Raw genomic sequence first — 13,892 nt, forward strand, 5'->3', positions numbered from 1 at the left:
CATGAGCCGCCGCCTCACCGGCGAATCCACTCCCACATGGCGGGGCACCTGACCCGAAATCAAACGGAACTCGCAGGATGAAACGCCCAGTAAGACGGCACTCGAACGCCGCCTGGTGCGACTTGTTCCTCGTCTGGATCCTCACCAGGGTCGACGGCAGGCGGATCCACACCATCGAGGGGAACGTCGACGGCCAGTTCGTCAAGCGGAAGGACCGCGATCAGGACGGCGTCGTCCGCCGTCAAGGCCCGCGCCCAGGGAGAGTCCGAGGCCGGCGCGATTCGCAAGGCGATGCGAGCGGAACGCCGGTACCGAAGCCGGCACCTAGTTCGGTGACTACGAACGTTTCGTGGGTCTGGTTATGCGGCCCTGGGGCGGGACGTCCCCAGCGTTCGCTGCGGACGCGTGCGCGTTCGCGACGTTGGGCGGCCAGCACATCGGTGCGGCGAGGCGTTGTCGTTGCGCCAGCGCAGGCAGGCCTGGAGTTCCCAAGCGAGCACTGTGCAGCCGCCCGAACTGCGCCTCGATCGAACTGGCCTACGAGGCGTGAGCGGGAGTGGGCACAGCTCGAGGTCGTTGCGGGCCGCCCACGCTCTGATCTGCGGGTTCCGTTCGCCGACAGGCCGTCCAGGATGCGTAGATCGAGGCGCCGTCGGGGCGGGCGGCGCGGATGGACTTCAGTGACGCCAGCGTGTTGGCGCCGCTCTTGCGGCGGTCGAAGATAGTGCAGACCAGCGTCGCGACCCACGGCTGCGCCGGGTGGACGTGCCCGTCCTGCCGGACGGGGCGAGCGCTCCGTCGAATCGGCTGGTGCGTGCCTCTTTGGCGTGCCTGAATCTTGAGCATCAAGGACTTGGAGGCCGGTGAGCCGGGCAAGTCGTTGATCAAGTCCGCCGCTAAATCTTAGTGCTAAGATTTTTGGGTCGTGTGCGGAGTGCTCGGCGAGGCTTGCGGGAGGCGACTGTGGCAGGCGGATCCTTCGATGACGAGATCCTGGTGGCGGGCCGGTGGCGCGTCGGCGCGGGCGCGGTGATGGAGACGCGGAACCCCGCCACGGGTGAGGTGCTCGCCCGGCTTCACGGTGCCGGCGCCGGCGATGTCGACGACGCCGTGAGCGGCGCCGCCGAGGCGGCGGCCGATCCGGCGTGGCGGTCCATGCCGCCGCACGAGCGGGCGCGGTACCTCACGGCCATCGCCGACGGCATCGCGGCTCGGGCCGGGGAGCTGGCGGCGCTGCAGACGGCCGACACGGGCAAGTCGATCAACGAGACACGGGCGCTCGTGGCGAGCGCGCAGGGCACGTTCCGCTACTTCGCCGCCGCGCTGGAGACGATGGAGGACGCGCTCACCCCGCCGCGCGGCCCCTACCTGACGATGAGCGTGCATGAGCCGATCGGTGTGGTGGGCGCGATCACGCCGTGGAACTCGCCGATCGCCAGCGACGCTCAGAAGATCGCCCCGGCGCTCGCGGGCGGCAACGGGGTCGTGCTGAAGCCGGCCGAATGGACGCCGCTGGTGTCGCTCGCGCTGGGGCGGCTGATCCTGGAGTCCGGGCTGCCCGCGGGGCTCGTCTCGGTGCTGCCCGGCCCTGGCGCGGTGACGGGGGAGGCGATCGTCCGGCATCCGGGCGTCGGCAAGGTGTCGTTCACCGGCGGGACGGACACGGGCCGCCGGATCGGCGCCGTCGCCGCCGGGAAGGTGATGCCGGTGTCGCTGGAGTTGGGCGGCAAGTCGCCGACGATCGTGTTCCCGGACGCCGACCTCGACCAGGCCGTGGCGGGACTGCTGTTCGGGATCTTCTCCTCGTCCGGGCAGAGCTGCATCGCGGGGTCGCGGGTGTTCGTCCACGCGGACGTCTACGACCGGGTGCTGGACGAACTGGTGCGGCGCACCGAGAGGCTGCGGGTCGGCCCGGGGACGGATCCGGACACGCAGGTGGCCCCGCTGGTCGCGCACGCCCATCGCGACCGCGTCGCCGCGATGGTCGACCGCGCACGGGACGAAGGCGCACGCGTTCTCTGCGGTGGCGGCCCGCCGCGAGGCTCGGCGTACGACGACGGCGCGTACTACCTGCCGACGATCCTGGACGGGCTGCCGAACGGCGCGGCGACCTGCCAGGAGGAGATCTTCGGCCCGGTCCTCGTCGCGCTGCCCTTCTGTGACGAGGACGACCTCGTCGAGCAGGCCAACGACACCGTCTACGGCCTGGCGTGCGGCCTGTGGACCCGCGACTACCGGACGGCATGGCGCGTGGCGCGCCGGATCGAGGCCGGCACGGTGTGGATCAACACCTACAAGCAGTTCAGCATCTCGACGCCGTTCGGCGGCATGAAGCAGAGCGGGATCGGCCGGGAGAAGGGACGCGACGGCATCCTGGCCTACATGCGGCAGAAGAGCGTCTACTGGGGCCTGGACGAGGGGCCGCTGCCGTGGGCGGGGTGACGGCCCGCACGTCGGAGACCGTGCCGGCGGACGGTCAGACCGCGTCCGTCGCGGGCGCGGTCTCGGCGGCCTCCAGCGACCGCTCGAGCCTCCCGAGCAGCCTCGCGAGCTGCTTGCGCTCGGTCTCGGTCAGGCCGGACAGCATCCGGCGCTCGTTGGCGAAGTGCTCTTCGACCACCTGGTCGGTGACGTCCATGCCGAGCGGGGTCAGCCGGGCGTAGACCACGCGCCGGTCCTCGGGGTCGCGCTCTCGGGTGATCAGCCCGGCCTTCTCCAGGCGGTCCAGCCGCAGGGTGACGCCACCGGTGCTGACCAGGGAGATCCCTGCCAGTTCCCCGGCGCTGCGGCGGTAGGGCGGGCCCGAGCGGCGCAGCGTGGCGAGCACGTCGAAGGCCGCCATGGTGATGCCGTGCCGCTCGAAGACCTCGTTCAGGAGCATGGTGTAACGCTGGTAGCCGCGGTGCAGGCGGCCGAACACCGACAGGGCCGAAACGTCCACGTCGGGACGTTCCCGGTGCCACTGATCGATGATCATGTCCACCGCGTCCGGGCGGCCCACGGCCCTGGGTGACATCGTCGCCTTCTTTCTCTGAGCGCTAAGGAAGATCCTAGTTCGCCCGCCGGGCTGCCCCGGCTCCGCCGGGCCACCGGACCCCTTGTCAGTCGACTCTCTTAGCCCTAAGATGATGCGAAACCTTAGACCTAAGAGAAATTCGCCAGTTCACAAGGAGGAAGCCACATGACCGAGGCGAACATCGCGACCGGAGTGGATCTGGAAGAGCTGATCGACTCCTGCATCGCCGGGCGGGAGAGCCGGCACGAGGACTGGGACACCCTGGCCTTCCAGGCCAAGGCCGGCGACGAGTTCCGCCGCGCGCAGATCCGCTACATCGGCTCCGGCGCGACCGGGAACCACGAGACCGACCAGCGGATCCTGCCCGCCGAGCACTTCACCTTCTCCAACATGCGGCTGCCCGCCGGCGCGGTCGGCCCCGAGCACACCCACCACGACGTGGAGGAGGTCTTCTTCGTCCTGGAGGGCGCCCTGGAGGTGACCGTCCACGACGTCGAGGACGGCACCCGGACCGCCACCCGGACCCTCGGGTACCGCGACCTCATCCGGGTGCCCGCCGGGGTGCCGCGCAGCCTGCGCAACGCCGGCGACACCGCCGCGCTGTTCTGCGTGATCATCGGTGCGCGCAAGCCGCAGCTGCCCACCTACCCGGCCACCTCGGCGATGCACGGAATCACCCGGGACTGACATGGCACGGCTGCGGCTGATCCGCTCCACCTGGCTCGCCGAGGGCGTGGTCGAGCTGGTGCTCGCCGATCCGGCCGGCGCGGAGCTGCCGGCCTGGGAGCCCGGGGCGCACCTCACGCTCCACCTGCCGAACGGCATGGCCCGCGAGTACTCGCTGTGCGGGGACCCGGCCGACCGCCGCCGGTACACGGTGGCCGTCCAGCACGACCGGACGTCCCGGGGCGGCAGCGCCTGGGTCCACGAACGGCTACGGGTCGGCGAGCACCTCGAGGTGGACGGGCCCAAGAACAACTTCGCGCTGGAGGACGCCCCCGCCTACGCCCTCGTCGCCGGCGGCATCGGGATCACCCCGATCAAGGCGATGGCGGAGGAGCTGAGCGCCCGCGGAGCCGACTGGCGGCTGCTGTACTGCGGCCGGTCCCGCACGAGCATGGCCTTCGTGGACTCCGTCGGCGCGCTCGGCCCGGCGGTGCTGCACGCCGACGACGCGTCCGGCGGGCTACCAGACCTCGCGGGATTCCTGCGGGACCTGCCGGCGGGCGCCCTCGTCTACTGCTGCGGACCCGAGCCCCTGCTCGCCGCGGTCGAGGCCGCGCTGGACGACCCGTCGCGGCTGCGCGCCGAACGCTTCCGCGCCCCCGAGCCCGCCGACCGGCCCGCGGGCGCACCGCCCGACGAGCCGTTCGACGTGGTCTGCGGGGCGCGGCGCCTGACGGTCCGCCCGGACGCGTCCATCCTGCAGACCCTGCGCGACGGCGGTATCGACGTGCCCTCCTCCTGCGAGGAGGGGATCTGCGGCACCTGCGAGACCCGCGTGCTGGGCGGGATCCCCGACCACCGGGACTTCCTGCTCACCGACGACGAGCGGGCGTCCAACGCCTCGATGCTGCTGTGCGTCTCCCGCTCCCGAACCCCCGAACTAGTCCTCGACCTGTAGGAGGAGGCATGGCCCTGCGGCTCGAGCCGGCACAGGCCCGCAAGCACCCGCTGACCAGCTACGAGAACGCGCTCGCCGACGAGCTGGAAGGCATCTTCGGCGGCGGCGTCCACGACCTCGCCGGGGTGGTGGCGGCGCTCAACGAGACCGGCGTGCGCCCGCCCGACGGCGCCGACTGGACGGCCGCGTCGTTCACGGCCGAGATCGCACGACTGGGAGTGAAGGAATGACCGCGCATCCCTCCGGGAACCCGGCCCTGGACACCGTCGACGGCCTGATCAGGCTGGGCCTGCGCAACCGCTGGTACGCGCTGTGCCGGTCCTCGGACGTCCGCCGCGGCGAGCTGGCCCGCATCGACCGGGCGGGCGAGGAGCTGCTGCTGTGGCGGGACGCCGCGGGAACGGTCCACGTGCAGGAGGACCGGTGCCCGCACCGCGGCGCCCGGCTCTCGCAGGGCGTCCACATGGGCGACCGGATCGCGTGCGGCTACCACGGCCTGCAGATGGACGCGGCCGGCACCATCGTCTCGGTGCCCGGCAGCCCCGGCTGCGCGCTGGAGGGCAAGCGCAAGCTGCGCACCTTCCCGGCCGCCGAGCACGCCGGCGCGGTCTTCGCCTGGTTCGGCGACCCCGAGGACGCCACGCCCGCGCCGCTGGTGTTCCCCGACGAGCTGGTCGACGGCGGCTGGGACAACTTCCTCGCCTACGTCGAGTGGGACGCCCCCTGGATCTACTCGCTCGACAACCTCATGGACCCGATGCACGGCGCGTTCCTGCACCGCAAGTCGCACACCATGGCCGGCGGCAAGCGGGAGGCGGTGTTCCAGGTCCGCGACACCGGGACCGGGTTCGTGTTCGAGAAGACCGACCAGGCCGGCGTGAACTTCGACTGGTCGGAGTGGATCGACACGGCGATGCCGTGGGTGCGCCTGGAGATCCCCTACCCGGCGACCGCGGGCCCCGGCGGGCCGTTCCGCATCGTCTGCACGGCGACGCCGATCAACGAGCACCAGCACGCCGCGTTCTTCTGGCGCTGCCGCAACGTCACCGGCTGGGAGCGCGACGCGTGGCGGTTCCTCTACAAGGCGCGGCTGGAGGCACGGCACTGGGAGGTGCTCGAACAGGACCGCGTCATGGAGGAGGCCATGCCCTCGGACGCCTGGGACCGGGAGAACCTCTACCAGCACGACCTCGCGCTCGTCCGGCTGCGGCGGCTGATCCGCACGGAGGCCGCCCGGCAGCTGAAGGAGCGCGAGGAGCGCACCTCCCCGCGCGACGCCTCGGCCGCGGCCGGCCGCCGTCCGGCCCCGGTGTCCGCGGGACGGGAGGGGTCCTCGTGACCGAGCCGGTCGCCGCGCTGCGCACGCTCCGCTCCGTCGCGCTGCGCACCCCGGACGCCAAGCGGGCGGCCGAGTTCTACGACGAGGTCTGGGGCCTCGACGCCGTCGAGGACGACACCGGCGTCACCTGGCTGCGCGGCAGCGGGCCCGAGCACCACGTCCTGGAGGTCCGCGAGGCGGACCGCAACGGGCTCGGCAAGATCGCGTTCTCGGTGGGCACGCCGCGCGAGGTGGACGAGGCGGCGCGCCGCCTCACCGGCCTCGGCATCGCGCTGGTCGCCGAGCCGGGCCGGCTCGACCAGGCGGGCGGTGGCTACGGGCTGCGGTTCGCCGACCCGGAGAACCGGCTCATCGAGCTGTCCGCCGACGTCGAGGCGGTGCCGCCCGGAGACGCCGGCGGCCGCGGCGCCGTACCGCGCAAGCTGGCGCACGTCGTGCTGAACACCGTGGACATCGACGCCGCGTGCGCGTTCTACACCGCGGTGCTCGGCATGCGGATCTCCGACTGGTCGGAACACCAGATGGCGTTCCTGCGCTGCAACGCCGACCACCACGTCATCGCGTTCAACCAGGCCGAGTGGACGTCGGTGAACCACATGGCGTACGAGATGGCGTCCGTCGACCACTTCATGCGCGGCATCGGGCGGCTGCGGCACCAGGGCGTCACGCCGTTGTGGGGACCCGGGCGCCACGGGCCCGGCAACAACACGTTCTCCTACTTCGCCGACCCGGCCGGGCTCGTCTGCGAGTACACCTCCGAGGTCGCGCAGGTGCAGGAGGACGCGTGGCTGTGCCGCGTGTGGCGGCGCGTCCCGGAGCTGTCGGATCTGTGGGGCACCGCCGGACCACCGTCGAAGGACGTGCGGGCGCACATGGCCGGGATCCCCGACGCCGGCGGATGGTGGGAACGGTGATCGATGTCGCCGTGGTCGGCTGCGGTGCCATCGGCGGAATCGTGGCCCGGGCCCTGCACGCGGGCGAGGTGCCGCACGCCCGGCTCGCCGGCGTGGTCGACCCCAAGGGCGCGGACGGACTGCCCCTGCTCGGCCTCGACGAGGCCGTCGACCGGGCGGACCTGGTGGTGGAGGCGGCGGGCCAGGCGGTGCTGGCCGGCATCGGGCCCCGCGTCGTCGCGTCCGGCACCGACCTGCTGGTGGTGTCGGTCGGCGCCCTCACCGACCAGGCCCTGCTGGACCGGCTCCGCGAGGCGGGCCCGGGGGCGGTACACCTGGCGACCGGCGCTGTCGGCGGGCTGGACCTGCTCCGCTCCGCCGCGCGGATGGCCCCGCTCGACCGCGTCCGGATCGTCACGACCAAGAAGCCGCCGGGTCTCGTCCAGCCGTGGATGGACGACGCCGAGGCCGCGCGGCTGCGCTCGGCCACCGAGGCGGTCGAGGTCCGGCGCGGCCCCGCGCGCGAGATCGCGGCCGCGTTCCCGCGCTCGGCCAACGTCGCCGCGGCCGTCGCGCTGGCGGTGGGCGACTGGGACGCGGTCGAGGCCGTGGTGGTGGCCGACCCGGCGGCCGAGCTGACCTCGCACGTCATCACCGCCGCCGGCGCCGCGGGGGAGTACCGGTTCGAGATCCGCAACCGTCCCTCGCCGGACAACCCCACCACGAGCCAGGTGGTGCCGTACGCGGTCCTGAAGGCGGTCGGCGACCTCGCCGCGCGGACGGGCGGCTTCCGATGATCCACATCGAGCGGCGCGGCGGCGGCGACCCGGTCCTGCTGCTGCACGGCATCGGCGGGTCCGCGGACTCCTTCGCCGACCAGCTCGGCCCCTTCGCGGCCGACCACACGGTCCTCGCCTGGGACGCGCCCGGATACGCCCGCTCCGCCGACCCCGACGGGCCGCCCGGAACGGCCGGCTACGCCAGGGCGGCCGCGGACGCCGTCCGCGCCTGCGGCCCGGCCCACGTGGTGGGCGTCTCCTGGGGCGGGGTGATCGCGACGAGGCTGGCGGCCGACCACCCCGGACTGGTGCGCTCGCTCGTCCTCGCCGACTCCACGCGCGGATCCGGCCGGACGGCCGGGAAGCAGGCCGCGATGCGGGCGCGGCCGGCCGAGCTGGAACGGCTCGGACCGGCCGGGTTCGCGGCGCGGCGCGGGCCCCGGCTCGTCTCCGCGCAGGCGCCCCCCGAACTGGTGCAGCGGGTCGTGACCGCGATGGCGCGGTCGATCAGGACACCCGGCTACGCCTACGCCGCAGCCGCGATGGCCGAGACCGATCACACCTCGCTGCTCGGCGACCTCTCCCTGCCCGTCCTCGTCGTCGTGGGCGAACGCGACGAGGTGACGGGCGTCGAGGAGAGCAGGGCCATCGCGGCGGCCGTCCCGGACGCCCGCCTGGAGATCATCGAGGGCGCCGGGCACCTGGCCAACCAGGAGCGGCCCGAGGAGTTCAACGCCCTCGTCCGCGACTTCTGGAAGGACGTGCCGTGAACGGGAGGCTGGTCGCCGTCACCGGCGCGGGACGCGGCCTCGGGCTGGCGATCGCGCAGGCCCTCGGCGACGCCGGCGCCCGCGTCGTGATCGCCGAGCGCGACGCCGGCCTCGCCGCCGCGGCCGCCGCTCACCTGCGCGACCGCGGCATCGAGGCCCATCGCGTGGACACCGACGTCTCCGATCCCGGCTCGGTCGCGGCGCTCGCCGAGGCGATCGGGCGGCTGGGCCCGCTGCACGGCCTCGTCAACAACGCGGCCCGGGCGGACGGCGTCGGCGGAAAGCCCTTCCACCAGATCGACCCGGGGGAGTGGGACGGCCTGATGGCGGTCAACGTCCGCGGCCCCTGGCTGGTCGCGCGCGCCCTGTGGCCGCACTTCGCCCGCCCCGGCGGACGCATCGTCAACCTGGCGTCGGACGCCGCTCTGTACGGGTCGCCGCGCCTCGCGCACTACGTCACGTCCAAGGGGGCGGTGATCGCGATGACCCGGGCGATGGCCCGGGACGCGGGCGAGGACGGCGTCACCGTCAACGCGGTCGCGCCGGGGCTCACCCTCGGCGAGGCCGCCGAGCGCATCCCCGCCGAGCGGCACGAGCTCTACCGGCGGAACCGGGCGCTGGACCGGGACCAGGAGCCCGGCGACGTCACCGGCGCCGTGCTGTTCCTGCTGTCGGACGCGGCGTCCTACATCACCGGCCAGACGCTCGTCGTCGACGGCGGCTTCGTCTTCAACTGACCATCCCGAGGAACCCATGGATCTTGGACTCGCCGGACGCGCCTACGCCGTCACCGGCGCGAGCTCCGGCGTCGGCCTCGCCACCGCCGCGCTGCTCCTCGCCGACGGCGCGCACGTGGCCGCCTGCGCCCGCGACGCCGGCCGGCTCGCGCGGGCGCTCGAAGGACTGCCCCGCACCCCCGGCGCCCGCCTGCACATCCGCGCCTGCGACGTGCTCGACCCGGAGGAGGTCGAGACGTTCGTCGGCGGCGCCGCCGCCGAGTTCGGCGGGCTGGACGGGCTGGTCAACAATGCCGGGCGCTCGCTCATGGCGCCCGTGGCCGACACGTCCCGCGACCAGTGGCGCGCCGAGTTCGAGCTGAAGATCTTCAGCGTGCTGAACACCGTCCGGGCGGCCGAGCCGCACCTGCGCCGGTCGTCGGCCCCCGCGATCGTCAACGTCAACGCGATCCTGGCCCGCCAGCCGGAGCCCCGGCTCGGCGCGACCTCGGCGGCCCGCGCCGCGCTGCTCAACCTGACCAGGACGCTGTCGGCGGACCTCGCGCCGATCCGCGTCAACTCCGTCTGCCTCGGCCTGATCGACACCGGCCAGTGGCGGCGCCGGTACGAGGCCGCGGGCACGGCGGCGTCCTACGAGGAGTGGTCGGCCGGGATCGCCGCCGACCGCGGCATCGCCCTGGGCCGGTTCGGCACGCCGGGCGAGGTCGCCCACCCGATCGTCGCGCTGCTGTCGCCGCGCGCGTCCTATGTCACCGGATCGTCCATCGACGTCGGCGGAGGGATCTCCCGATATGTCTAATGTCCCAGCGTCCGGCGGCGGAGCACCGGCCGCCAACGGCGGCGACCTGCTCGTCCGGATCCTCCGCGAGAACGGGGTCGACACCGTCTTCGGCGTGGTCAGCGTCCACAACCTGCCTCTGGTGGAGGCGGTGGCCAGGGACCTGCGCTTCGTCGCGGTGCGGCACGAGGCCGCCGCGGTCAACGCGGCCGACGGGCACGCCCGCGCCGGCGGCGGGCTCGGCTGCGCGCTGACCAGCACCGGCACCGGGGCGGGCAACGCCGCCGGCTCGATGATCGAGGCCCTCGCCGCGGGCAGCCGCGTCCTGCACGTCACCGGCAACATCGACAGCGCCCACCTCGGCCAGGGCCGCGGCGTGATCCACGAGACCAAGGACCAGCTCGGAATGCTGGCGGCGGTGTCCAAGCACGCCGCGACCATCCGGTCGGCCGGCACCGCCGCCGACGTGCTGCGGACCGCGATCCGGCACGCCGGCACCCTGCCGTACGGGCCCGCCAGCGTGGAATGGCCCATCGACCTCCAGTACGCACCGCAACAGGACCCCGGCCCGGAGCCGCGGGACCGGGCGGTCCCGCGGCCGCACGCCACCCGGACCGCCGCGGTCGCCGACCGCCTCGCCGCGGCCCGGCGGCCCCTGATCTGGGCGGGCGGCGGTGCCCGCTCGGCGGGCGGCCCGCTGCGGGAGCTCGCCGAGCGGCTCGGCGCACCGGTCCTCACCTCCAACGCGGGCCGCGGCGCCGTCAGCGAGGACCACGAACTCGTCGTCGGGAACTTCGCCGCCGCGCCCGCCGCGCAGCCGCTGCTGGCCGAGGCCGACCTGCTGCTCAGCATCGGCACGCACTTCCGGTCGAACGAGACGCGGCACTACAAGCTGGAACTGCCCGAACAGCACGTCCAGCTCGACGTCGACCCCGCCGCCATCGGCCGCTCGTACCCGGTGACGGACGGGCTGTGCGGCGACGCCGCCGATCTGCTGCCCGCCCTGCTCGACCTGCTCCCGGCCGGAACCGGGCCGACCTCCGAGCCCGGCTGGCGCGAGCGGGCCGTCGCCGCCCGGCGGGCCGCGCGCGAGCGGCTCCGCGCCGACATCGGCCCGTACGCCGCGATCTGCGACGCCCTGCGCGACCAGCTGGACCCGGGCTCCCCGATCGCCCGGGACGTGACCATCCCGTCCAGCCAGTGGGGCAACCGGCTGCTGCCGATCCTCGACCCGGCCACCAACATCTTCCCGCTCGGCGGCGGCATCGGGCAGGGCCTCTCCATGGGCATCGGCGCCGCGCTGGCCCGGCCGGACGTCCCCACCCTCGTCATGGCCGGGGACGGCGGGCTGTCGGTCCACCTCGGCGAGCTGGCGACCCTCGCGCAGGAACGGCCATGGCTGGTGCTCGTGGTCTTCAACGACGGCGGATACGGCGTGCTGCGCAACATGCAGGACGCCCACATGGACCGCCGTTCGGGCGTCGACCTGTTCACCCCCGACTTCGCGGCCGTGGCCCACGCGATGGCCATGCCCTACGCCCTCGTGCAGGACGCCGGCGACTTCGGCGACGCCTTCGCCAAGGCGCTCGCCGCCCGCGAGCCCTGCCTCCTGGAGGTCGACGTGACGGCGCTCGGCCCCACGCCGGTTCCGTTCGTCCCGCCGGTCGCGATCCCAGGACGGCCCTGATGGGCGGGCACCATCTGTCCCACGGGCCGGCCAACCGGGGGCGCCGGGTGCTGCAGACCGCGGCGCCGCTGTTCGTCTGCCGGCCCGCCGGACCGCCGAAGGGCGGCGTGATCGTCCTGCACGACGTGCACGGCATGACCGAGCCCATCGAGCGCGCCTGCCGGCTCCTGGCGCTGGACGGCTGGCTCGCGGTGTCGCCGTACCTGTACTACCAGCGCGGCGGCCCGGCGTTCCCGGACACCGGGCCCGAGACCGTGCCGGAGGCCGCGCGCGCCGAGATGGCCGGGCTGTCACCCGACGACGTGGCCGCGGACATCGCGGCCGCCCACGCCTACCTGACCGCGCGGGCACCGTCCAGACCGGCCGTCGCGGGTCTCGGCGCCGGCGGGCACATCGCCGCCTGGGCCGCCGCTCGGCACGAGGTCACGGCGGCCGCCGCGGTGATCTCCGGCGCCGGCGACCGCGCGCCCTGGCCCGGCGTCCCGCCGCTCGAGGCGTTGATCGCCGAGCGGCGCGCCCCCTGGCTCCTGCTGCCCGGCGGCGCGGACGAGACGTGGCCGGACATCGCCAACTTTCTCCACAGTCATCTGAGCCCTCAATGAATCTACGCATGTAGCTCCGCATTAGTTACACGAGAATCATTGACTCAAAAGATTCTTGCCGCTTAGTGTTTCGGGGCACGGGGGTGTGCGGTGGGTCACGTCCACCGCGCCCGGCCCGCCCGGCCGCGGCACCCGCCGCGACCAGGCAAGATAGGAGCACCCATGACCGTCGTCTCGAACCCGCCCACCGTGGCGTCCATCGCCGCCCGGCTGGAGCGGCTCCCCACCTCGCGCTGGCACGTCAAGGTGCGGACCTTCATCGGCGTCGTCACCTTCTTCGAGGCCTTCGACCAGCTGCTGATCGCCAGCGCGATGCCCGTGCTCATCAAGCAGTGGGGGCTCGGCACCGGCCAGGTCACCTTCGCGATCACCTCCGGATCCGTCGGCATGCTGCTCGGCGCGCTGGCGGCCGGATGGCTCGCCGACAAGGTGGGACGGGTCCGGATGGTCATGCTCGGCGTGCTGGTGACCGGGCTGTCGAGCCTCGCCATCGTCTTCGCGCCCGGCTTCGCGTGGCTCGTCGCGCTGCGCTTCGTCCAGGGCCTCGGCATCGGCGGCGAGGTGCCGGTCGGCGCCACCTACGTCAGCGAGATCACCAAGGCCCGGCACCGCGGCCGGTTCGTGCTGCTCTACGAGCTGGTCTTCCCGGCCGGCCTGCTCATGGCGACGCTCGTCGCCGCCTGGGTGATCCCGCACTGGGGCTGGCGCGCCATGTTCGCCATCGGCGCCGTCCCGGCGCTCATCATGGTCGTCCTGCAGCGCCGCGTCCCGGAGTCCCCCCGCTGGCTCGCCGCCAAGGGACGGCTCGCCGAGGCCGACGCGGTGCTGACCGGGATCGAGACCGAGATCTCCCGCACCAAGGGGCCGCTGCCCGCCCCCGCGCCGGGCGACGCCGCCGGCGGGCCGGAGCCGCGCGGCACCCTGGCCGACCTGTTCCGCGGGATCTACCTGCGCCGGACCGTCGTCGTGTCGGCCCTGTGGTTCTTCGGCTACTTCGTCAACTACGGCATCACCGCCTGGCTGCCGGCCCTGTACGTCAAGGTCTTCCACTTGGACCTGGACACCGCGCTGCGCTACAACCTCATCACCAACGCGGTCGGCTTCCTCGGCTGCCTGGTCGTGGCCCTGACCATCGACCGGATCGGGCGACGTCCCGCGCTGGCCTTCGGGCTGGCCGGCTCCGCCGCCGCCCTCGGCACCCTCGCCGTCCTCGGCGCCTCGTCCGGCTCCCAGGTGATGCTCTGGGCCTCGCTGGCGGCGTTCTTCGTCTTCGCCACCAACGTCACGCTCTACCTCTACACCCCGGAACTGTTCCCGACCCGCAGCCGTGCCCTCGGCTGCTCCACGGGCGGTGTGTTCAACCGCCTTGGGGTCATCCTCGGGCCGATCGTCGTCGGCCGCATCATCGACCACGGCGGCAGCAACGCGACCGTGTTCGGCGTGCTGGGCGCGGTCGCTCTGATCGGCGCGCTGACGGCCCTGCTCGCGACCGAGACCCGCGGCAAGACCCTGGAACAGCTCTCCCCGGGACGGCACCGCGCCAACTGACACACCCCCGGCGACCCGGAGTGGGGGGGGGGGGCGCGGCGGCCGGCCGCCCCGCGGGCGCCCGCGACCCCGCAGTCCAACCACAGGACACAGACCACAAAATAGAAGCGCTACCCCAA

General features: G+C 73.6%; 14 protein-coding genes and 1 pseudogene. 13 read left to right on the plus strand and 2 right to left on the minus strand.

Annotated elements, in window-relative coordinates:
* Positions 1 to 370 precede the first annotated feature (370 nt).
* Positions 371 to 714 (minus strand): annotated as a pseudogene (locus tag AB0C78_RS49695) (IS630 family transposase); the annotation flags it as partial.
* Positions 715 to 963: 249 nt separating this feature from the next.
* On the opposite strand from AB0C78_RS49695, the gene AB0C78_RS49700 reads away from it, so the two are divergent.
* Positions 964 to 2,442 carry an aldehyde dehydrogenase gene (locus AB0C78_RS49700; RefSeq protein WP_360762511.1) on the plus strand — a complete coding sequence of 493 codons (1,479 nt, stop codon included), beginning with the start codon at positions 964 to 966 and terminating at the stop codon, positions 2,440 to 2,442.
* Between the two features lie 34 nt (positions 2,443 to 2,476).
* Here the strand turns inward: AB0C78_RS49700 and AB0C78_RS49705 are convergent, their stop codons facing one another.
* Positions 2,477 to 3,016, minus strand: coding sequence for a MarR family transcriptional regulator (locus AB0C78_RS49705; RefSeq protein ID WP_360762515.1), 540 nt, complete (start codon positions 3,014 to 3,016; stop codon positions 2,477 to 2,479).
* A gap of 165 nt (positions 3,017 to 3,181) precedes the next feature.
* Here AB0C78_RS49705 and AB0C78_RS49710 point away from each other — a divergent pair, with 165 nt between their 5' ends.
* The 12 genes from AB0C78_RS49710 to AB0C78_RS49765 all read left to right on the plus strand — a co-directional run bounded on the left by AB0C78_RS49710 (position 3,182) and on the right by AB0C78_RS49765 (position 13,773).
* Positions 3,182 to 3,703 carry a cupin domain-containing protein gene (locus AB0C78_RS49710; RefSeq protein ID WP_360762517.1) on the plus strand — a complete coding sequence of 174 codons (522 nt, stop codon included), beginning with the start codon at positions 3,182 to 3,184 and terminating at the stop codon, positions 3,701 to 3,703.
* Position 3,704: 1 nt separating this feature from the next.
* Entirely contained in the window at positions 3,705 to 4,640 is a 936-nt protein-coding gene (locus AB0C78_RS49715; RefSeq protein ID WP_360762520.1) for a PDR/VanB family oxidoreductase, read from the plus strand.
* Between the two features lie 8 nt (positions 4,641 to 4,648).
* Positions 4,649 to 4,870 (plus strand): recombinase-like helix-turn-helix domain-containing protein, encoded by a 222-nt coding sequence (locus tag AB0C78_RS49720; RefSeq protein ID WP_360762523.1) that lies wholly within the window; start codon positions 4,649 to 4,651, stop codon positions 4,868 to 4,870.
* Entirely contained in the window at positions 4,867 to 5,979 is a 1,113-nt protein-coding gene (locus AB0C78_RS49725; protein WP_360762526.1) for an aromatic ring-hydroxylating dioxygenase subunit alpha, read from the plus strand. The genes AB0C78_RS49720 and AB0C78_RS49725 overlap by 4 nt, the downstream gene beginning before the upstream one ends.
* Entirely contained in the window at positions 5,976 to 6,893 is a 918-nt protein-coding gene (locus AB0C78_RS49730; RefSeq protein ID WP_360762529.1) for a VOC family protein, read from the plus strand. Before AB0C78_RS49725 ends, AB0C78_RS49730 begins: the two co-directional genes overlap by 4 nt.
* A complete protein-coding gene (locus AB0C78_RS49735) occupies positions 6,890 to 7,669 on the plus strand; it encodes an aspartate dehydrogenase domain-containing protein (RefSeq protein ID WP_360762533.1) in 780 nt (259 codons plus the stop codon). Before AB0C78_RS49730 ends, AB0C78_RS49735 begins: the two co-directional genes overlap by 4 nt.
* Positions 7,666 to 8,421 (plus strand): alpha/beta hydrolase, encoded by a 756-nt coding sequence (locus tag AB0C78_RS49740; RefSeq protein ID WP_360762536.1) that lies wholly within the window; start codon positions 7,666 to 7,668, stop codon positions 8,419 to 8,421. Before AB0C78_RS49735 ends, AB0C78_RS49740 begins: the two co-directional genes overlap by 4 nt.
* A complete protein-coding gene (locus tag AB0C78_RS49745) occupies positions 8,418 to 9,158 on the plus strand; it encodes an SDR family oxidoreductase (RefSeq protein ID WP_360762539.1) in 741 nt (246 codons plus the stop codon). The genes AB0C78_RS49740 and AB0C78_RS49745 overlap by 4 nt, the downstream gene beginning before the upstream one ends.
* Before the next feature lie 16 nt (positions 9,159 to 9,174).
* On the plus strand, positions 9,175 to 9,957 hold the full coding sequence (locus tag AB0C78_RS49750) for an SDR family oxidoreductase (protein ID WP_360762542.1): 783 nt from the start codon (positions 9,175 to 9,177) through the stop codon (positions 9,955 to 9,957).
* Positions 9,950 to 11,623 (plus strand): thiamine pyrophosphate-binding protein, encoded by a 1,674-nt coding sequence (locus AB0C78_RS49755; protein ID WP_360762545.1) that lies wholly within the window; start codon positions 9,950 to 9,952, stop codon positions 11,621 to 11,623. Before AB0C78_RS49750 ends, AB0C78_RS49755 begins: the two co-directional genes overlap by 8 nt.
* Entirely contained in the window at positions 11,623 to 12,225 is a 603-nt protein-coding gene (locus AB0C78_RS49760) for a dienelactone hydrolase family protein (protein WP_360762548.1), read from the plus strand. The genes AB0C78_RS49755 and AB0C78_RS49760 overlap by 1 nt, the downstream gene beginning before the upstream one ends.
* A 162-nt stretch (positions 12,226 to 12,387) precedes the next feature.
* On the plus strand, positions 12,388 to 13,773 hold the full coding sequence (locus AB0C78_RS49765; protein ID WP_360762552.1) for an MFS transporter: 1,386 nt from the start codon (positions 12,388 to 12,390) through the stop codon (positions 13,771 to 13,773).
* The last annotated feature ends 119 nt before the right edge of the window (positions 13,774 to 13,892 follow it).

It is taken from the genome of Actinomadura sp. NPDC048394 (assembly GCF_040651755.1).
Classification (GTDB): domain Bacteria; phylum Actinomycetota; class Actinomycetes; order Streptosporangiales; family Streptosporangiaceae; genus Spirillospora; species Spirillospora montaniterrae.